The 18,713-nt window shown below is 54.8% G+C and carries 20 protein-coding genes and 1 tRNA gene; 9 read left to right on the forward strand and 12 right to left on the reverse strand.

The window, feature by feature from the left end:
* Positions 1–58: 58 nt before the first annotated feature.
* The 4 genes from nrdE to Q0X28_RS00090 all read right to left on the reverse strand — a co-directional run bounded on the left by nrdE (position 59) and on the right by Q0X28_RS00090 (position 4,742).
* Positions 59–2,206: a class 1b ribonucleoside-diphosphate reductase subunit alpha gene (nrdE, locus tag Q0X28_RS00075; RefSeq protein ID WP_298575278.1), complete on the reverse strand. Its 2,148-nt coding sequence runs from the start codon at positions 2,204–2,206 to the stop codon at positions 59–61.
* 207 nt (positions 2,207–2,413) lie between these two features.
* Positions 2,414–2,647 (reverse strand): glutaredoxin-like protein NrdH, encoded by a 234-nt coding sequence (gene nrdH / locus Q0X28_RS00080; RefSeq protein ID WP_296237851.1) that lies wholly within the window; start codon positions 2,645–2,647, stop codon positions 2,414–2,416.
* 387 nt (positions 2,648–3,034) lie between these two features.
* Entirely contained in the window at positions 3,035–3,157 is a 123-nt protein-coding gene (gene ykgO / locus Q0X28_RS00085; protein ID WP_053962372.1) for a type B 50S ribosomal protein L36, read from the reverse strand.
* A 139-nt stretch (positions 3,158–3,296) separates the two neighbouring features.
* A complete protein-coding gene (locus Q0X28_RS00090; RefSeq protein ID WP_296237857.1) occupies positions 3,297–4,742 on the reverse strand; it encodes a sugar porter family MFS transporter in 1,446 nt (481 codons plus the stop codon).
* A gap of 85 nt (positions 4,743–4,827) precedes the next feature.
* Here Q0X28_RS00090 and nadE point away from each other — a divergent pair, with 85 nt between their 5' ends.
* Entirely contained in the window at positions 4,828–5,661 is an 834-nt protein-coding gene (nadE, locus tag Q0X28_RS00095) for an ammonia-dependent NAD(+) synthetase (RefSeq protein WP_296237859.1), read from the forward strand.
* A gap of 156 nt (positions 5,662–5,817) precedes the next feature.
* On the opposite strand, the gene Q0X28_RS00100 is transcribed toward nadE, so the two are convergent.
* From Q0X28_RS00100 to Q0X28_RS00120, 5 genes are all read right to left on the reverse strand, one after another.
* Positions 5,818–5,890, reverse strand: a tRNA-Ala gene (locus Q0X28_RS00100).
* Between the two features lie 196 nt (positions 5,891–6,086).
* On the reverse strand, positions 6,087–6,881 hold the full coding sequence (locus Q0X28_RS00105) for a thioredoxin domain-containing protein (RefSeq protein WP_298575291.1): 795 nt from the start codon (positions 6,879–6,881) through the stop codon (positions 6,087–6,089).
* 30 nt (positions 6,882–6,911) lie between these two features.
* The gene (locus tag Q0X28_RS00110; protein ID WP_296238124.1) at positions 6,912–7,370 is read right to left on the reverse strand and encodes a MauE/DoxX family redox-associated membrane protein; all 459 of its coding nucleotides are present in this window, start codon (positions 7,368–7,370) and stop codon (positions 6,912–6,914) included.
* 125 nt (positions 7,371–7,495) lie between these two features.
* Positions 7,496–9,190 (reverse strand): phosphoglucomutase (alpha-D-glucose-1,6-bisphosphate-dependent), encoded by a 1,695-nt coding sequence (gene pgm, locus Q0X28_RS00115; RefSeq protein ID WP_298575294.1) that lies wholly within the window; start codon positions 9,188–9,190, stop codon positions 7,496–7,498.
* 140 nt (positions 9,191–9,330) lie between these two features.
* The gene (locus tag Q0X28_RS00120) at positions 9,331–10,167 is read right to left on the reverse strand and encodes a carbonic anhydrase (RefSeq protein WP_367270663.1); all 837 of its coding nucleotides are present in this window, start codon (positions 10,165–10,167) and stop codon (positions 9,331–9,333) included.
* A 469-nt stretch (positions 10,168–10,636) separates the two neighbouring features.
* Between Q0X28_RS00120 and nrdI the strand changes: the two genes are divergently transcribed.
* The 3 genes from nrdI to Q0X28_RS00135 all read left to right on the forward strand — a co-directional run bounded on the left by nrdI (position 10,637) and on the right by Q0X28_RS00135 (position 13,315).
* The gene (gene nrdI, locus Q0X28_RS00125; RefSeq protein WP_296237868.1) at positions 10,637–11,092 is read left to right on the forward strand and encodes a class Ib ribonucleoside-diphosphate reductase assembly flavoprotein NrdI; all 456 of its coding nucleotides are present in this window, start codon (positions 10,637–10,639) and stop codon (positions 11,090–11,092) included.
* Complete coding sequence (nrdF, locus tag Q0X28_RS00130; RefSeq protein ID WP_296237870.1) at positions 11,089–12,102, forward strand: class 1b ribonucleoside-diphosphate reductase subunit beta; 1,014 nt, start codon at positions 11,089–11,091, stop codon at positions 12,100–12,102. The genes nrdI and nrdF overlap by 4 nt, the downstream gene beginning before the upstream one ends.
* Positions 12,103–12,325: 223 nt before the next feature.
* Positions 12,326–13,315, forward strand: a complete 990-nt coding sequence (locus Q0X28_RS00135; protein WP_296237872.1) for a hypothetical protein — start codon at positions 12,326–12,328, stop codon at positions 13,313–13,315.
* Positions 13,316–13,324: 9 nt separating this feature from the next.
* Here the strand turns inward: Q0X28_RS00135 and Q0X28_RS00140 are convergent, their stop codons facing one another.
* Together Q0X28_RS00140 and Q0X28_RS00145 are read right to left on the reverse strand one after the other, a co-directional pair.
* Positions 13,325–13,471, reverse strand: a complete 147-nt coding sequence (locus Q0X28_RS00140; protein WP_366936985.1) for a hypothetical protein — start codon at positions 13,469–13,471, stop codon at positions 13,325–13,327.
* A gap of 40 nt (positions 13,472–13,511) precedes the next feature.
* Complete coding sequence (locus tag Q0X28_RS00145; RefSeq protein ID WP_298575300.1) at positions 13,512–13,898, reverse strand: DUF488 domain-containing protein; 387 nt, start codon at positions 13,896–13,898, stop codon at positions 13,512–13,514.
* A gap of 317 nt (positions 13,899–14,215) precedes the next feature.
* On the opposite strand from Q0X28_RS00145, the gene Q0X28_RS00150 reads away from it, so the two are divergent.
* The 5 genes from Q0X28_RS00150 to Q0X28_RS00170 all read left to right on the forward strand — a co-directional run bounded on the left by Q0X28_RS00150 (position 14,216) and on the right by Q0X28_RS00170 (position 16,470).
* Positions 14,216–15,016 (forward strand): hypothetical protein, encoded by an 801-nt coding sequence (locus Q0X28_RS00150; RefSeq protein ID WP_296237876.1) that lies wholly within the window; start codon positions 14,216–14,218, stop codon positions 15,014–15,016.
* Positions 14,997–15,404 carry a hypothetical protein gene (locus tag Q0X28_RS00155; RefSeq protein ID WP_298575302.1) on the forward strand — a complete coding sequence of 136 codons (408 nt, stop codon included), beginning with the start codon at positions 14,997–14,999 and terminating at the stop codon, positions 15,402–15,404. The genes Q0X28_RS00150 and Q0X28_RS00155 overlap by 20 nt, the downstream gene beginning before the upstream one ends.
* Before the next feature lie 390 nt (positions 15,405–15,794).
* Entirely contained in the window at positions 15,795–16,022 is a 228-nt protein-coding gene (locus Q0X28_RS00160) for a hypothetical protein (protein ID WP_298575304.1), read from the forward strand.
* A complete protein-coding gene (locus Q0X28_RS00165) occupies positions 16,019–16,318 on the forward strand; it encodes a hypothetical protein (RefSeq protein WP_298575307.1) in 300 nt (99 codons plus the stop codon). Before Q0X28_RS00160 ends, Q0X28_RS00165 begins: the two co-directional genes overlap by 4 nt.
* Entirely contained in the window at positions 16,315–16,470 is a 156-nt protein-coding gene (locus Q0X28_RS00170; RefSeq protein ID WP_298575310.1) for a hypothetical protein, read from the forward strand. Before Q0X28_RS00165 ends, Q0X28_RS00170 begins: the two co-directional genes overlap by 4 nt.
* Before the next feature lie 1,376 nt (positions 16,471–17,846).
* On the opposite strand, the gene Q0X28_RS00175 is transcribed toward Q0X28_RS00170, so the two are convergent.
* Complete coding sequence (locus Q0X28_RS00175; RefSeq protein ID WP_298575313.1) at positions 17,847–18,674, reverse strand: hypothetical protein; 828 nt, start codon at positions 18,672–18,674, stop codon at positions 17,847–17,849.
* Positions 18,675–18,713 lie beyond the last annotated feature (39 nt).

An 18,713-nucleotide genomic window follows, 5' to 3' on the forward strand; every position in this document is an offset into this window, starting at 1 on the left:
GCAGGAGGTCAAAAACTGACGCCCTGCCTTCCCCGGCAGGGCGTCAGTGTGTCTTTGGTTAGAGCATGCAGGACACGCAGCCCTCGACTTCTGTTCCTTCCAACGCCATTTGGCGGAGACGGATGTAGTAGAGGGACTTAATTCCCTTGGAGTATGCGTAGATCTGGGCCTTATTGATATCGCGGGTGGTGGCGGTATCGGGGAAGAAGAGGGTGAGAGACAGGCCCTGGTCCACATGCTGGGTGGCCATCGCGTAGGTGTCGACGATGGGCTTGTATCCCAGTTCGTATGCGTCGGTGTAGTACTCCAGATTGTCGTTCGTCATAAACGGAGCCGGGTAGTAGACGCGGCCGATCTTGCCTTCCTTGCGAATTTCGATCTTGGAGACAATCGGGTGGATCGAGGAAGTGGAGTTGTTGATGTAGGAGATGGAACCGGTGGGCGGGATTGCCTGTAGGTTCTGGTTGTAGATGCCGTCGCGCATGATGTCGTCGCGGAGTTTCTTCCAGTCCTCCTGTGTGGGGATCTGGACGCTGGACTTCGCGAAGAGTTCCTTGGCTTTGTCGGTGACGGGGGCCCACTCTTTCTCGATGTACTTGTCGAAGAACTCGCCGGTGGCATACTTGGACTTCTCGAAGTTGAAGAAGCGGCTATTGCGTTCTACTGCGAGTTGATGGGATGCCTTGAGGGCGTAGTAGAGGACACAGTAGAAGTAGATGTTGGTGAAGTCGAGAGCTTCCTCGGAGCCATAGTGAACGGATTCGCGGGCGAGGTAGCCATGCAGGTTCATCTGGCCGAGGCCGATGGCGTGGCCTTCAGAGTTAGCTCGGGCGATGGAGGGGACCGACTGGATGTTGGTCTGGTCGGAGACGGCTGTGAGGGCACGGATGGCGGTTTCCACGGATTTGCCGAAGTCGGGGGAATCCATGGCCATAGCGATGTTCATGGAGCCGAGGTTGCAGCTGATGTCACGGCCGACATGTGAGTAGCTGAGGTCGTCGTTGTAGGTGGAGGGGGTGGACACCTGCAGAATCTCGGAACAGAGGTTCGACATGGTGATTTTGCCCTCGATGGGGTTTGCACGGTTGGCGGTGTCTTCGTAGACGATGTACGGGTAGCCGGATTCGAATTGGATGGTGGCGAGTGTCTGGAAGAACTTGCGGGCGTTGATCTTGTACTTCTTGATGCGCTGGTCGTTGACCATTTCACGGTACTTCTCGGTGACGTTGATGTCGGAGAAGGCCTTACCGTAGACACGTTCAACGTCGTATGGACTGAAGAGGTACATGTCTTCGTTGTTGCGGGCAAGCTCGAAGGTGATGTCGGGGATAACGACACCGAGTGAGAGGGACTTGATGCGGATCTTCTCGTCGGCGTTTTCGCGTTTTGTGTCGAGGAACCGCATGATGTCGGGGTGGTGGGCGTGAAGGTACACAGCACCTGCACCTTGGCGGGCACCCAGCTGGTTGGCGTAAGAGAAGGAGTCCTCCAGGAGTTTCATGACGGGGACGACGCCGGAGGACTGGTTTTCAATGCGCTTGATAGGGGCACCTAGTTCGCGCAGGTTGGTGAGGAGGAGCGCGACGCCACCGCCACGCTTGGAGAGCTGTAGGGAGGAGTTAATGGCACGGCCGATGGACTCCATGTTGTCTTCGATGCGTAGGAGGAAGCAGGAGACGGGTTCACCGCGTTGTTTCTTGCCTTCATTGAGGAAAGTGGGGGTGGCGGGCTGCAGGCGGCCGGTGATGATTTCTTCGACGATGTCGCGGGCCATCTGCTCGTTGCCTTCAGCGAGTGCAAGGGCGACCATGCATACGCGGTCTTCGTAGCGTTCGAGGTAGCGGCTGCCGTCGAAAGTTTTCAGCGTGTAGCTGGTGTAGTACTTGTAAGCTCCCAGGAAGGTCTTGAAGCGGAAGCGGTGTGCGTAGGCCTGTTGGAAGAGACTTTTGATGAACTCGAAGGAGTATTGATTGATGACGTCTTCTTCGTAGTAATCATTTTCCAGGAGGAATTCGAGCTTCTCTCGGAGGGTGTGGAAGAAGACGGTGTTTTGGTTGACGTGCTGGAGGAAGAATTGGCGGGCTGCTTCCCGGTCGGACTCGAAACGGATCTGTCCGTTGTCGTCGTAGATATTCAGCATCGCATTCAGCGAGTGGTAGTCAAGGGGCTGTCCATGTTCATCGGTCAGGATCTTCTTTTCGCCCATGGTCGTTTTTCTCTCCTCTGCCTCGTCGGTTGTGCGCTCCGTGGAGTTCGCTGGTGTGGTTACCTGATCATTTTTAGCATTGGGGTGTAATATACGCGTCAACGCCGCCCACTACATATGTGCTATGCGGTGACGGCGTTGCGGTTGTGGCTGCTAGGGGAGGGTGACGGGTGTCTCCTCGTTCGGTACGCGGTTCTGCGTAGGCGGTTAGGCAGCCTGTACAACGTACTTGTTGATGAGGTCAGGGCGGAAACCGCTCCAGTGGGTTTCTTCGGTGACGACGACCGGTGCCTGCAGGTAACCGAGGGCAAGGACGTATTCACGGGCTTCGTCGTCGAGAGAAATGTCCACCAGTTCGAATTCAATACCGGCGTTATTGAGGGCCTTCTGGGTGGCCTTGCACTGCATACAGGCGGGCTTGGTGTAGACGGTGACGCTCACGGTATTCCTTCACTGACGACATACGACTCACATCAATGTGACTAACACTGAAAACACTATAACTTGTGCGAAAATTCCGCTAGTAGCACTAGATATAGGAATTACAAAAGTGAAATTCCCATGTCGGTGTCTCACTTTTTAGGATTTAGTCGCGAAACTCGACAATAGTGATTCCACATCTTGCGTTTACTGAACTAACAAAGATGTGATTCTGTCTGCGGGAATTGTCATCATTATGATGTGATCTATATCACTTTTAGAGGAAAAACGCTGGTCTAGACCCTAAATTCTCCCATAGAGAGCACACATGCCTCTACCCCAGAGCCCACACACAACAAAAAGAGCGTAAGCACAAATGCTCACGCTCTTTTCTCTCAACTCTAAGAATTAACCCTGACGGCCCTTGAACCGAGGATCCTTCTTATTGATGACGTAAAGCTTGCCGCGGCGACGCACAACCTGAGCGCCCGGCTTGTTCTTCAGCGACCGGAGGGAATTACGGACCTTCATGCGGACGCTCCTTTCTTAAGCCAATGAATAAGTCTTCTCGCCAGTCAGTTCCGCGCGGGATAACCGCAGCGCCGACCGACACACTCGGAAGAGTCTACCGGATTTCTCCTGCTACTCCAAAGTGAGGAACAGCAGACCACTACCCCTCCGCCGGCTCCTCCTGTCCAGCAAAACGCAGGCGGAACCCCTCCTCGATCTCCGGCAACGACCGATTCTTCGTCTCCGGAATCATCTTAAACACAAAACTAAAGGCCAACACACAGAGCACAGCAAACACCAGGAACGTCCAAGCCCCACCGATGCCCTCCAATAGCGGCGGGAAGCACATCGCCACCACAAAGTTCATCAGCCACAGCGCCAGACCAGCGATACCCATACCAATGCCACGTACCGCCGACGGGATAAGCTCAGACACCAACAGCCACGTCGCCACCGACACCGCAGACTGCTGGAACACCATGAAGAGACCCATCAGTCCCAACATCAAGCCAGACGCCCACAATTCATCAGTCGGCGCCAGCCAATACACTAGCGTCAACGCCAACAACGAGACCGACGTACCAGCAAGGCCACCCAGCAACAACGGGCGACGCCCAACCTTGTCGACAATCGACAAGCCAATCCAACAGGACACCACCGACACGACACCAATAAGAATGGAGCCGAACACCGCATTCTGGCTGGTCCATCCCACATTCTTCAACATCGTCGGAGCATAGTAGACAATGGCGTTGACACCCGTCACCTGCTGAATCATGGCGACCACAATGGCAATACCCATCACCATCTTGATCCACGGAGTACCCAGCGCAGACCACTCAGACTTCTTATCCTTCTTCGCAGCAACCGCCTGAGCTAACGCCTCCAGCTCCTCATCAACATGCGCAAGATCGTCCCCCCGCCGCAGGTGACGCAGCACTGCAGCCGCATCGTCAACCTTATTATGCAGCAGGTAATACACAGGGGAATCGGGAAGGAAGTAGGTACCAATGGCCAACACAATGGCCGGCACAACACCCAGCCCTAGCATCAGACGCCAGTTTTCCGACGGCGCCAACGCAGAGTTCACGCCATAAGCGATAAGCTGCCCCACCACGATCATAAGAGAGTTCAGCGTAGCCAACCGGCCACGCACACCACGCGGCGCAATCTCAGAAATGTACATCGGAACGATGATGGACGCACCACCAACTGCCACGCCCAGAATGAAACGCGAGATCGACAGCGACACCGTTGCGGCCGCAGCCGACGCCCCACCCGAGAACGCACAGGCAAGCGACGCCACAATAAAGAGAACACCCGCCCAGAACACTGCCCAGCGGCGGCCAATAGCGTCCGCGAGGCGGCCACCTGAAAGAGCGCCCACAGCAGCACCTACCATCAAAATGGAGGTGATGAGCCCCTCTTGAGTAGCAGACATGTCAAACGTGGGTTTGATGAAGAGCAGAGCACCCGACATCACGCCAGTGTCATAGCCAAAAAGAATGCCGCCCAGTGCAGCTATGGTAGATACCAGCCCGATGCTAGAAGTACGGTGCTGGACACTCGCGCGCTTGGTGGCGCTCTCGTCAGTGGTTACTGTCATACCTGGAATTCTCGCACGGACCAGAAACAACCGTACGGTTAAAAGCGGAAACACAGCGGAAATAATGGGGCGCTAAGCTAGCTCTATGACTACTCTCCGCGATCGCATCATCGCAGAACTACACGTGAAGCCCACCATCAACCCGGCTGAGGAGATTCGCACCCGCATCGATTTCCTCAAAGACTATGCGCGCGCCACCGGCTCCCACGGGTATGTCCTCGGCATCAGCGGCGGCCAAGACTCCACTCTGGCAGGACGACTAGGGCAGCTAGCTGCAGAAGAACTGCGTGCCGAAGGCTACCACGCTGAGTTCATTGCAATGCGCCTCCCCTACGGTGTACAAGCAGATGAAGACGATGCCCAACGCGCCTTGCAGTTCATCCAACCCGACACATCTCTAGTGGTCAACATCAAGGAAGCGACTGACGCAGCAGTCGCGGCAGCACGCACTGCACTAGATGGCGAAGAGATCAGCGACTTCGTACGTGGAAATGTGAAGGCCCGACAGCGCATGGTGGCCCAATACACTGTCGCCGGACAACGACGGTACCTGGTCATCGGCACCGACCACGCAGCCGAAGCCGTCACCGGGTTCTACACGAAATTCGGTGACGGAGGCTCCGACCTCACCCCCCTAAGTGGACTCTCCAAACGGCAAGGTGCTGCCCTCCTGCAGAGACTCGGAGCCCCTTCCGCAACCTGGGAGAAGATTCCCACCGCAGACCTTGAGGACGATCGCCCCGCCCTCCCCGACGAAACAGCATTGGGAGTCACTTACCATGAAATCGATGACTACCTGGAAGGAGTCGCCGACGCTCCTAGTACCGAAGCCTGCGCAACCATTGAGTCGCACTTCTTGCGCTCACAGCACAAGCGCACAGTTCCGGTAGCACCCTATGACACGTGGTGGCGCAGCTAACCTAACGCCCAATTTTCGCCAAAATTCCACAATTTACATCGTATTGTGCCTCACAATGGTGCTCATGAGAGGTGACGGGAGTGCGCAAAACTATGTAATGAAGCAGGAAAATAAACAAAACCCCTGGTCATTTCTGACCAGGGGTTTTATACTCTGTGGAGCTAACGGGACTCGAACCCGTGACCCCCACACTGCCAGTGTGGTGCGCTACCAGCTGCGCCATAGCCCCAGTGCCTTTCGGCTGCTTTAGTTAAGTTACACCACTTCGTGAAAGCTCACCAAATCGGCAGGTCACAGGGGCACAGTTTACGTGCAGGCGACGGCAAGAAAGACGCGACGCAACACGCTCGTAAATGAGAAAGCGCCCCGGGAACACTCCCGGGGCGCTTCACTCAGATTGTTTCTTGTTCGCGGTGTGGCGCGAGTTATTTCTTGTTTGTGGTGTAGAGCGAGGTGACCCAGTCGGGGCGGCTAAGGTCGATTTGCCCACCGTTCATGAAGGCGGCCGGGGTACCACCCTTGCCGTCCATACGCTCGTTGAGGACCTTTAGGTTAACGCGACCCATGGTGGCGGCGCGCATGGTGCCAAAGTTTCCAGACTTGATCTGAGAGAGAGTCTCACCCTTAGCTCCGGCCATCTTGGCCTTCTCGGCCAACTCAGCGTTGGTCGGTTCCGGTACACCGCCGCCCTCCGCGGGAGCAGTGTGCCAAAGGATGGAGTGGAAACGGAATGCACTTTCTGCATCTCCAGTGAGTGCAACAGTAATAAGAGCGGCATTGGCGCGGGTGGAATACTGGGAGGCGCCCTGCGAGTTGAGGAAGTCCATCAGGCGGAGTCGGAGCACTACCTGGTCGGATTGGATAGCGTCGGCAAGTTCGGCACCGTGCATCTTTTCCAACTCAGAACAGCCTGGGCAGCGCGGATCCTCGAACAATTCGATAATCTTCGCATCCTTTTTTGCGTTGTTGGAGCGGAACTCGATGTAGTTTTCGGTGACCTTCACAGAGGAATGTTTAATGGCGATATCCGCGCCATTTTCACTGTCTCGGTTGCTCTTCACACCCATATAGATGCCCACGGCAACAATGGCCGCTATGACGATGACAACCAGTAAGCCCCACAGCCAGCCATAGCCCTTCTTATTGGAAGGCACATACTTGGACGGAGTAGAGGTGCGACGACGCTTATCTTTTTTCTTTTCCACGGAGGAACCTTTCATAGGACAACTGTGGGCACGCACACAGTCGAGTTAGGGGCGACGACGGAGGGGGGCACGGCTTCCTGGTTCCACCGTCAAGGGGGTGTGCGGGAAGCAGGCCAACCATACGGCGAACACCATGAAGGCAAGATCACGGGCGATTTCTGAGAGGTATGTGAGGTTGTTTGCAGAGGCGTCGTAGCCGCCGCCGCCGAAGCAACCACAGTCAATCTGTAGTCCTCGCGCCCATGCCTGTACGATCATCACAATAAACAGAGCAAAGACAACAGCAGAGACTATCGCCATCCACCGATTTTTGATGCCCAGAAGGAGGAGGATGCCTAGCAGAATCTCCAATGCTGGCAGCATGAAGGCGACACTTGGCGCAGCCCAGTCCGGCAACACCTGGTAGGCCCGAACCGCTACCCGGGTCTCCAGCATGTTGCTGGCTTTAAGCGAGCCTGACACAATCCAAATGGCCGCCAGCACAAGGCGGGCTAGGAGCGACACCCAGTTGACCCAGGGGCGTACCGCCGAATCGCGGTCTGCCACGGGCTGTATCTCTGGGGCGCTCGCAGCGTTTTCTGCAGTGGTCACGGCTTCTATCCTAGCGGGGAACCGCCAATTCGTCGCTTCTAGCTGCCGAGCGCCGCAGACACGACCTGCTGTGCTTCCTCCTGTACCTGAGCTAGATGGTCCTCGCTGAAGAAGGATTCTGCGTAGATCTTATAGATGTCCTCAGTGCCTGACGGGCGTGCAGCAAACCAGGCATGCTCGGTGGCGACCTTCAGGCCACCAATAGCAGCACCGTTTCCGGGGGCTTCGGTAAGCTTCGCAACAATCGGCTCACCAGCAAGTTCAGTGGCTGTCACTTGCTCTGGGGAGAGTTTCGCGAGAGTCGCCTTCTCTTCCCGTGTGGCGGGCGCATCCATACGGGCGTAGCAGGGTGCCCCAAACTCCTCTGTGAGTTTGGCGTAATGCTGGCTGGGGGTTTTGCCGGTCACAGCAAGAATCTCAGAGGCGAGGAGAGCAAGGATGATGCCGTCCTTGTCGGTGGACCATACCGAAGCGTCCTTGCAGAGGAAAGATGCGCCTGCGGATTCTTCACCGCCGAATCCCAGTGAACCGTCGAAGAGGCCAGGCACGAACCACTTGAAGCCCACCGGTACTTCCACCAGAGTTCGTCCTAAGCTATCCACGACTCGGTCGATCATGGAGGAGGACACCAGGGTCTTCCCTACTCCACACGAGCCCCACTCGGGGCGGTGTGCGAAGAGGTATTGTATGGCAGTCGCCAGGTAGTGGTTGGGATTCATCAGTCCGGCATCGAAGGTGACAATACCGTGCCGGTCAGCATCGGCATCATTACCGGTGGCGATGTCGAAGGGGGCGCGGCCGAGGGCATCCTTCTGCTCCATGCGGGCGGTGAGGGAAGCCATAGCGTAGGGTGACGAGCAGTCCATGCGGATCTTGCCGTCATGGTCCAGCGTCATAAATGACCATGCGGGGTCTACGCTGGGGTTCACCACGGTCAAGGAGAGGTCGTACTGTTCCCCAATAGCTCCCCAATAGTCGACCGATGCACCACCTAAGGGATCAGCTCCAATGCGTACTCCTGCTCCGCGGATGGTCTCAAGATCTAGCACGAGGCCAAGATCGCAAACATACATGTCGAGGTAGTCGAAGGGCACTTTGAGACTCGCGGCTGGTTGGCCCGGTTGGCCGAGCTGGTTGAGATTACAGCGCGCCACACCTTTCAGGGAGGCGCGTAGGTACTCGTTGGCACGGTCGGCAATCCAGGAGGTGGCGTCAGTGTCTGCGGGACCGCCGGAAGGCGGGTTGTATTTGAAGCCGCCGTCGGTAGGAGGGTTGTGAGAGGGAGTGACAACGATGCCATCGGCACGGTCACCAGCTGTACCGGTTACGCCACCGGGGAGCTCGGCGTTGTGGCGCAGGATGGCGCGGGAGACAGCAGGGGTAGGAGTGAAGCGTTCCCGCGCGTCGACCATCACCGTCACCCCATTAGCAAGCAATACTTCGAGGGCAGTGTCCTGTGCGGGACCGGAGAGCAAATGGGTGTCTTTGCCAATATAGAGCGGGCCGGTGTAGCCCATCTTACGTCGGTAGTCGACGATGGCTTGAGTGGTCGCGAGGATGTGGTTTTCGTTGAAAGAGCCGTTGACGGAGGTTCCGCGATGCCCAGAGGTGCCGAACGCGACCTGTTGATTGGGGTCGTCGGGATCTGGGGTGATGTCGTAATAGCAGTCGAGGACATGTTGCACATCAATGAGGTCACTAGGGTCGGCAGGACGACCAGCACGAGGATGCATTTCTCACTCCGTAAGCGATAGGCGGTGTCTTCTTCCATGGTGCCCTTTCCGCGCAGATTCTGCAGGGGTAATTTCCTCCGCGGAAGGGATGTCATTGTTATAAACGCAAAATCGGGGAGATTACGCCCTACGTGGCATATCTACATCTCAAGCTCTTCTACAAGCCCCGAGTCCAGATGGTAGAGCGCAGCCCGGATGGTGAGCTCTCCCGCCTGCCAGAGTCCTGTCAGTGCTGGCATCTCCCGCAACTTGTGGGCGACAAACTGGGCATTACGACGTGAATAATCGCTCGGGTCTACCAGACCGTCGTGTCGTGCTTCCGCAACGATTGGTGCCACGCGTGCCACGATGCCCGGCAAGTACGACTCCGCCTCGGGATTCTCAGCTACCACCCGGGTAAATTCAGTCTTTGCCAACAGACCCGAAGGGGAATGATGCTCTCCATCCCCATGCGCCTCTGTTGTGATGACGGAGGAACCGGTGACAATCATGCCGCCTGCCCCGATGATGGCATCTGCATCCAAACCCTCGATTGTGGAAGAAATATTTTCCTCCGCCACCGTCTCCCCACTATCCAAAGCATCCATGGCAGCTGCTACGGCGCCACAGTTGGTATGACTCATCACCACAACGTGGCGTATCCCCAGCTTCACCACCCCAAACTCGATGGAGGCCGAGACCATGTCGTCAAGTGTTGGTCCGGCTGTACGCACACTAAATAGCTCACCTAAATGGGCGTCAAAAACAATTTCGGGAGGAACCCGAGAGTCGGAACACGACACAAGGACCGTATGCGGATGTTGCTCGTCTATCAGGCTTTTTCTCAAGTCGACGGAATATCCATTAAATCGAGACTTACCTTCGGCAAATCTCCGGTTGCCCTCAAGGAGCTGGCACCACACCTTGTTTTCACTGGTCATAGCGGTTTTAGTACATCCTTCTAGGAGAAACCAAGGCTTCCCTCTTAATGCCAACATGCCTAATACAGATGAATATACACTTATTGTTTTTGCACTAATGCTGTTGGGTGTCCGTTGCGTCTTGTTCACGGGCGTCCATTCCTATCACCGTGAACACACCTTGTCTTTCACACCCTTCATACCGGCTTCTTAGCAGATGGAACGGAAGAGGGACGGCCGATGTCCACAACAATGGGGATGGCGACTCTTCTAGCCTACGTTCTTATTGCTGCGAACTTGGCAATTTCGCACATAGCGAGCTGCCTTGGCCCGTTCTCCTGGTCTCTGCTAGGCTGGAGCCAGTTCATGCTCTTCCCCTTCCCCAGTTTTATACAGAGGGCCTTTTCGCTTCATTTCTCATGCGGTGTGCTGTTCTAGAAAAGACTGCGAAAATATCGGTGCCCCATACCCATTTCTCTGCAATTTGTTTAGGCTTACCTAAGTATAATGAGAACGGTCGAATAACCGCGCCGAAGGAGGAGACCACATGCTCGTCGTCTACTTCTCCAGCGCGACTGAAAATACTCACCGCTTCGTTGACAAACTTGGCCTCCCCGCCGCACGCATCCCCCTCAAAAAAGCAGAATGCCCGCTCACCGTCAACGAACCCTATGTTCTCATTTGTCCCACCTATGGCGGCGGTGTCAGTATCCACGGAGGCGACCCTCGCCCAGTCCCCATACAGGTCATCCGGTTCCTCAACGATCCGCACAACCGCTCCCTCATCCGTGGCGTTATAGCCGGCGGCAACACTAACTTTGGTGCAGACTACGGCGCCGCTGGCGAACTCATCGCGGCAAAATGCCACGTACCCTTCCTCTACCGTTTCGAACTCATGGGAGATGACGAAGACGTCATCCTCGTTCGTAACGGCCTCACGGAGTTTTTCTCCTCCCACACCCCCTCCCTACAAATCACCTCACCGAGAGAAAACCACCCATGAGTATCGACTGCCCCGCCGCAACTCCCGCATACCGCCATCTTCACCCCGAATCACGCTCCTGCCCCGTTGCAGCCATCAACTGGGACCAGCTCATCGACGACAAAGACCTCGAGGTCTGGGATCGCCTCACCGGAAACTTCTGGCTGCCCGAAAAAGTACCTCTGTCCAACGACATCCAAAGCTGGGCCACCCTAAACGACATGGAAAAACGCACCACCATGCGGGTATTTACTGGCCTCACCATGCTGGACACCATTCAGGGTACCGTCGGTGCCGTCTCCCTCATCCCGGACGCCATCACCCCGCATGAGGAAGCGGTCTACACCAACATAGCCTTCATGGAATCGGTGCACGCAAAGAGCTACAGCTCCATTTTCATGACCCTGTCCTCCACCGAAGAGATCAACGATGCCTTCCAATGGTCCGAGGACAACACCAACCTACAGAAAAAAGCCAAGATCATCCTTGACTTTTACGAAGGCGACGACCCCTTCCGCAAAAAGATCGCCTCCACTCTTTTGGAATCATTTCTCTTCTACTCCGGGTTCTACCTCCCCATGCGCTGGTCCTCCCACTCCAAACTCACCAACACCGCAGACGTCATCCGCCTCATCATCCGCGACGAAGCCGTCCACGGGTACTACATCGGCTACAAATACCAACGCAACCAAGACCAGCTCACCCAGGCAGAAAAAGATGAGCTGAAAACACACACTTTCGACCTCCTCAACGACCTCTACACCAACGAAATCGAGTACACCGAAGATCTCTATAACGACATTGGCTGGACCGCAGACGTCAAAAAATTCCTGCGCTACAACGCAAACAAGGCCCTCAACAACCTCGGCTACGACGGCCTCTTCCCCGCTTCCGAAACCAAAGTCGACCCCATCATCCTGGCTGCACTAAGTCCCAATGCAGATGAAAACCACGACTTCTTTTCCGGGTCCGGCTCCTCCTACGTAATGGGTACCGCAGAAGAAACAGAGGACGACGACTGGGACTTTTAGTCACTCCTCTCCCCTGCCCTGGAGCATTGGGGACTCACCCTTTACGGCGCCTAGCCTTCCCCCTATAGCTACTTGGCCACGTGCCGCAGCACCCCGAACGGCGGCACACTGGTTTCACCATAATAAAGGCCTCATCCAGGCCACTGGGAAGGATTCCACTGCTACGATCGTTACAAAAAGTGAACTCCGTCACAAACGCAGCCTCTCAGCGGAAGGACCTCCCGTGACCCCTCCCCGACACCTCCTCGCCACTGCCGCCGCAGCAACTATCAGCCTCCTCACCCTCAGCGCGTGCGGTGAAAACTCCATTTACACCTCCGGAGACGCCACCGGAACAGAAACTACTACCATTACTCAATCCACGTCCCGCACGAGCGACCGCTACGACTACCACAGCAGCACTAAATACAACGGGAATCGCAGCACTGAACGAGACTCCTATCGGCGCTCCTACCGGGACCGTGACGGCGATAACCATGAGGTCACACCGCGGAGTATCCAACGCACCCGCACCAGCGTGGCGCCAACCACGACAACTCTCACAACCACCCAAGTTCGGCCCGCACCCCCAGACGGCCAATCAGACTCCCAGATCTACCACAGCAGTGCAGAATGGGGGTGGCTTAGCTACCCCGGCAGAGTTATTCCCGGCGGACTTATGATCAACATCACTCAGAGCACGCAGTGCTCCGTCGGATGGATCGTCGGACGCGAACAGCGCCGCTTCATTCTCACCGCCGGACACTGCGGAAACATCCGCGACCAATTCGCGATCTCCGACCAAGCCGGCAACCGGGCCATCATTGGAGAAATGGTGGAATCCACCTTCATTAAGGCTGGGGGCGCAGACTATGGCCTCATTGAGCTTTACAGCATGAAATACGTCGACGCGAAACCACCTTTCAAAGAGACTCTCAAAGGCTGGCGAAACACTGCCTGGCTCGACAAACAACGCACCCGCGTATGCCACCTCGGCTACCGAACCGGCCAATCTTGTGGCGCTTACCTTGGCTACAACCAAACCGGAATCTTCCAATTCCGTGGATACGTCGATAGTGGCGACTCCGGCGGCCCCGTCTACACCCTCATTAACAACGAACTCTATGCCGTCGGCATCATCTCCTACCGCCAACCTGCCGATGCCACACGCGTCAGTGCCCAAGACATTGGTCCAGCGATGGAACGGTGGGGTCTCACGATCTATCGGTCGTAACCCCGGGCCTCACCCTTCGGCACGCGTAAGCATGTCCACCCCCACGTATTCGGCAGTAGCTCCCATACGCCCCTCGAAACCGGCGGAATTCGTCCACACTCTGTCCCCGCAGGCTACATCCGCTACGCCCGGCCCAACCTCTACTACCGTCCCCACCAAGTCACGTCCGGTAATAACAAGGTGACGCGATTCCGTCCTATAGACTCCTTTGCGAATACGCGGAATCGCAGTCCAACCACGATTTCAAAATAATCGCGTGATTACACTCCTTGTCTTTAGCTGCGTAGAGCAAAAGAACGTCGTCATCCCGAAGGAGTGTCTGAATCTTCTCCCGCGCTTCATGAGCGTCGCTGTTGTCTTCCAATTCTTCCAAGTAGAGCTGACCGAAGCGGTCGAACCGCTCCGGTCTATGCCCGAACCATTTGCGCAATTCCGGGGAAGGTGTGAGCTCTTTCGCCCAGTTGAACGGCTCCAGAGAATCTCTACTCACACCCCGCGGCCACAACCTATCGACAAGGAATTTGTGGCCTGCTAGTGAATCATCCCACTCGTACACCCGAACAACTTTGATTGTGTGAGCCATACTTCGAGCATACTCAGGGCTAATCCCACCACCAGAGCCAAATAAATCTCCAGTGGTAGCCTCCTACGAGGTATAGAGCGTGAGACGCCAATACCTCATAGTCGTCGTTGAGGCCTAGACGATGAGGTTTTTTACAGGTTTCGAACGTTGCGGTGGCACGTCATACGTGTAGTCAACGTGTTGTTTCTAAAACTCATCATCGACATGATCCTGATCTTTCTCAATTGCTACTGCTCGTAGTGGAGCCATCCATCAACTGTGAGTAGAGACCGACCATTTTGGGAAGAAATAGTTCTCTGCCGTGGCATAGTGAAGTTATGGTGAGTAATCGTTGGCGGATTGATGGGATTGAGCCTGATCTGATCTATAAGAAGAGTAAGGATCCCATGTCTGGGGCCGTCGAAACTTCTATACATATGCGAGAGCGTCTTGCTAGCTCAGGTAAGCCTGTTATTGTGTCATTTTCGCGCGGTAAGGATTCTATTTGCGCGATGATTGCGCTTTTGGCAGCAGGGGTTGAGGTTATTCCGGTGCATTTGTATCGGGTGCCTGGGTTGAAGTTTGAGGAAGACTCCTTGAAGTATTTTGAGGATTTCTTCCAGATGCGGATTTTCAATCTTCCTCATCGCGATTTTTGGTACTACTTGGATCGTGGTGTTTTCCAGGCTCCCTGGCAGATTTCGATTAATCAGTCTGCCGAATTGGGGGTTATTGGCCATGATGAATTGTGGGATGCATTCAAAGAATGGCAGGGGCTGCCGAAGGATACGTGGTTGTGTGATGGTATCCGGTGTGCGGATAGTATCCAGCGTCGTGTGTCAATCCAGAAGCATTCACCGTGGACTGATTCCATTGCCAGAAGTAATGGGCGGGCTTTTGCTAAGCGGTATGCGCATGTTGTTCATGACTGGAAAATCAAGGACATTCGGCGCTGTCTTGAGATCAATAAGGTGAAGCTGCCTGTTGATTATGAGCTTTTCGGTAGGACTTTTGATGGTTTGGACTACCGGTTTGTGAGGCCTTTGCGGGATAAGCTGCCAGATGATTATGACCAGGTATTGAAGTATTTCCCCGCTGTTGAAATGGAGTTTATGCGCTATGAGTTCGTCCAAGTCTAAGGGTTTCGGTAGTGGTAAGACTGGTTTCGGCGGAGGAAAGTCTGCCAATGGTTCTACAGAGGTTCCCTACACCAACCCGCACAAGAACCCCATTGAGGGTGTTGGCGAGTCTGGTGATCTGGAAAAGGATCTGAAGGATATTGCCGAGAAGATGGGTGAGGCCTATTCCGGTTTTGTTGAGAGGAACAAGGCCGAGCGGTCTAGGTTCAAGTTTGCTGTCGATGCAGGTTTCTGGACTGGATTGTGCTTCAAATCTAAGGATGATTTGCAGGCTTTCCTGGATGCTATCGGTATGGGTGATCGTCTTTATGATGGCCTGCATATTGATGGTTATGAACTCGCCGATAAGCTTGGGGTGAAGGTCGATTTTAAGGATCGGAACCGGTAGCTATCACGCTGCCCACTACTAAGGGAGCCTCTCGGGAAGCTTTCTGCCTGTACCAGAGATACGAGGACTCCCCCTGTACACGACAGAACTGCCGCCAAAAACGTGCCAAAACTGAGTCTAAAGGTGTCCCAAACTGTCCACAAGGGGTTAAGATGAAAACATGCAACTACCAGCAAAGATAAAGAAATTCCCAGGTCGTTAATGACCTGGGAATTTCCATATTGTGGAGCTGCCGGGACTCGAACTAGACCCACAATAACCGCTGGTAAAAGCACTAAATCCGCAAATACCGGAAACATCAAGACAAAATCCAGACAAAATCATTGAAGTTTCCCCTCCAGGAAGGCCCTCACAGTGAACCCCTCACAGCCCCCCATAAACTATGACCATGTGGAAGAAACACTATACAAGCAACTAGCCATTCTATGGCTTGAGGCCTGCTTTCCTGACATTCCCTGCTGTGGTGATCCACGTGACCCGCTCACACTCGCACACGTCGGTACTATCGCCGATGCCCTCCTAGAGAAACGAGGTAACGCAGACGATGTAGTGAAGGACATTGCAGAAGCTATTGCGTTCTCGATACTCGACGCCACTCAGGAGGGGGCACAGTCATGAGTATCTTCACCCGCTTCACCTGGACCCCCGCACCCGCCCCTGCTGACGTCCCCATGGGCGAATACACCGAAGGCCAACAGCACACACAGATAGGCGACTACACCGTCCATGTGGGCGTGTTTCCTTACGCCTATGATGGCCGCATTATTGCTATGGATGGAGGGTGCGTGCACCTCGACAGCATTAGTGGCCACTGCTGGGAGGATCTAGACAAGCTCCTAGGCGATACATGGATGCACGACATGGTGCAGTACTCGGAGGATATTGTGCAGGAGATTGAGGACGAACAGAGATGACCACCACAGACCAGGTGCACGCATATATGGCAGAGCATGGAACAGTTCCGTCAATCGCCACTATCTGTGCACTCTATGAGGGGCAAGACGACTATCTTGCACAGGTAGGTGAAGTACTCCGTGCCACTACCGAAAAAGACGTGACTAGCTAATAGACCTCAACAACTCCACACACCTAGCCCCGCTATTGCATGACGTAGTAGCGGGGATTCTTTATGCCCTAAAGGGGGTGGTATTTCACCACCCCCTTCCAGTCACCCAAAGGGGGTAGTGTTTCGCGACCCCCTAGAAGCCACATACAAGGGTCGCATTCCAAATGTGACCCCCATAAACACCCCTAGAAGCCACACACAGCCACCAACACCATAAACCCCATACACACACAAGGGTAGGGGCCCAAAAATCACCAGAACCATTCTCACGGCCTCACTCACGCCGGTGATGGGTCCTTTCCCCCCGCACTGGGTAGGGGGGGTTGACACGGCAATTCTGCCACATTTCTGCCAGTATTCTGCCACTTGGAAAATGTGGGTTACGCTGCATTTCTGCCATTTCTGCCATTTCTGCCAACATGTGTAGATGGAGAGCGCTTTCGCCCCCACTTTGTGTGGTCCAGCTCACAGTGACAGTAGAGGTAGAGACACCAGTAGCACTGAGTGCTTTTCACAGTTATATGACAGTCACCTGCACCCTCCGCCTATACCTTCGAAGGGAAAGGAAAGCTAACCGGCCCGAAATTTTCCGTGTTGGGTAATCCTGGTGATGTTTACGCCCCTCCCTGCTCGTATCCCCCGCCCGCGTGAAGGGTGCGGCAATCCACCGCCCCCCTGCTATCCCCCGCACACATAGAGGGTGTCGGTAATACCGACGTCCTCCCCGCGAATAAACACATAGATGAGGTGGCATTCCACCACCCCATCATCTGCACCCCCCATAACAGCCCCTCAAATCAATTCTAAGCCGCGCTACTCATCTCTTCAGGCATATTTTTACCTAGACACCATCCACAAAGTGGCTTAAAACGGCTCTCAGGGCCCAACCAAAACAGGCCTCTAACCCGTACAAAGTTAGGCCATGTATCCGAGTCGGTAGCGGAACCCTATTGAAGGTGAGTACCCCCCCACCTACCGAACTGGCAGCCAGAGGAGAACCATAAAGACTGTTGCGCCGGGCATGGAGGAAGGGGTTACCGCCTTGGGAACCCCCTCACAGCACCCACGGGGGGCACCCCCACCACACACACCACACATCCCATGGGCTTAGCAGCTATACCCCCCCAGGTGATTTTTCACGCTCTAGAAACGTTTATAAGGCTATTTCTACCCGTCTCACGTGTTGTTGCCTAGGCAAATGTATTTGCTCCTCTACGTGGCTCTCAGGGGCATTTATGGAGAAAGGCCCCTAGGGCGCACCTAGAGACCTCTCCCACACTGATTCAGTTATGTGCCCCAATGGTGAGGCGGATACAGCGAATAGCAGTTATTCTTTTTCCTCACCTGGAAGCCCTTCACCAGTTCCTTCAACTCCATTAGGCATCCATCCTTTCTTCTGGTCGCCATGTCTTACTGTCCACAGTGAGATAGGCGGGGATAAGCCCCTGCGTGTCGTACTCACTCCGTGCTGTCTTATGGTTATCGTCGTTGAGCCCACATAGAGGCACGCCGGGGATTGAGGAATCAGGTCCGAGGGGCTTGCCACACACCACACAGTCAGCCTCAACGGCAAAGAGTGGGAGAGTATCCACAGCAAGCGGAGGGGCCTCAACCGTGGCCAAAACAGCACCTTTTCTGGGTACACTGGCAGAATTGGCAGAATTGGCAGAATTGCAGGTAGATGCCTGTTTTTGAGGTGGCAGAATTGTGGCAGAATTGTGGCAGAATTGGGCCTCTACTCTTGGTTTGAGCACATTCCGTCCTTTCTCCGTAATCCTATAGACGGCTGTTATGCCGTCTCTAGAACTCTCCACGTAGCCTTGCCTACGCCCCCTGCGTATCGCTTTATCTAACTGAGTTTCAGTTAGAGGCTTCAACGCATTTATTGCTGCCTGCCTAGTGCTAGCTCCTCCGCACTGCAAGAGATATCGGAGTAGAGCCTCTAGACTTCCTCCGATCCCCGCGCCCGTAATATCGCCCTCTGCTTTATCTTCGACTAGCTCCCTTATCGTCCTGTCAGATTCGCCCACATACTCGACTGTGAAAATCTCTTCAGTACTCGGACTGCTCTCATCTTCATAGTGGATCGAAACAGGAATTGTGGTTTTTCTGAAGACGACAGCACGAGCAGTACCCGTCACATTGGATTTATCAACACCAACAGTGAAGGTTTCGTCCTCGTTGTCCTTAGCCAAAAGTGCCATACGTGAGGCCTTACGATACTCACTACTTCCGGCCCACTG

This window comes from uncultured Lawsonella sp. (assembly GCF_947252745.1).
Taxonomy (GTDB): domain Bacteria; phylum Actinomycetota; class Actinomycetes; order Mycobacteriales; family Mycobacteriaceae; genus Lawsonella.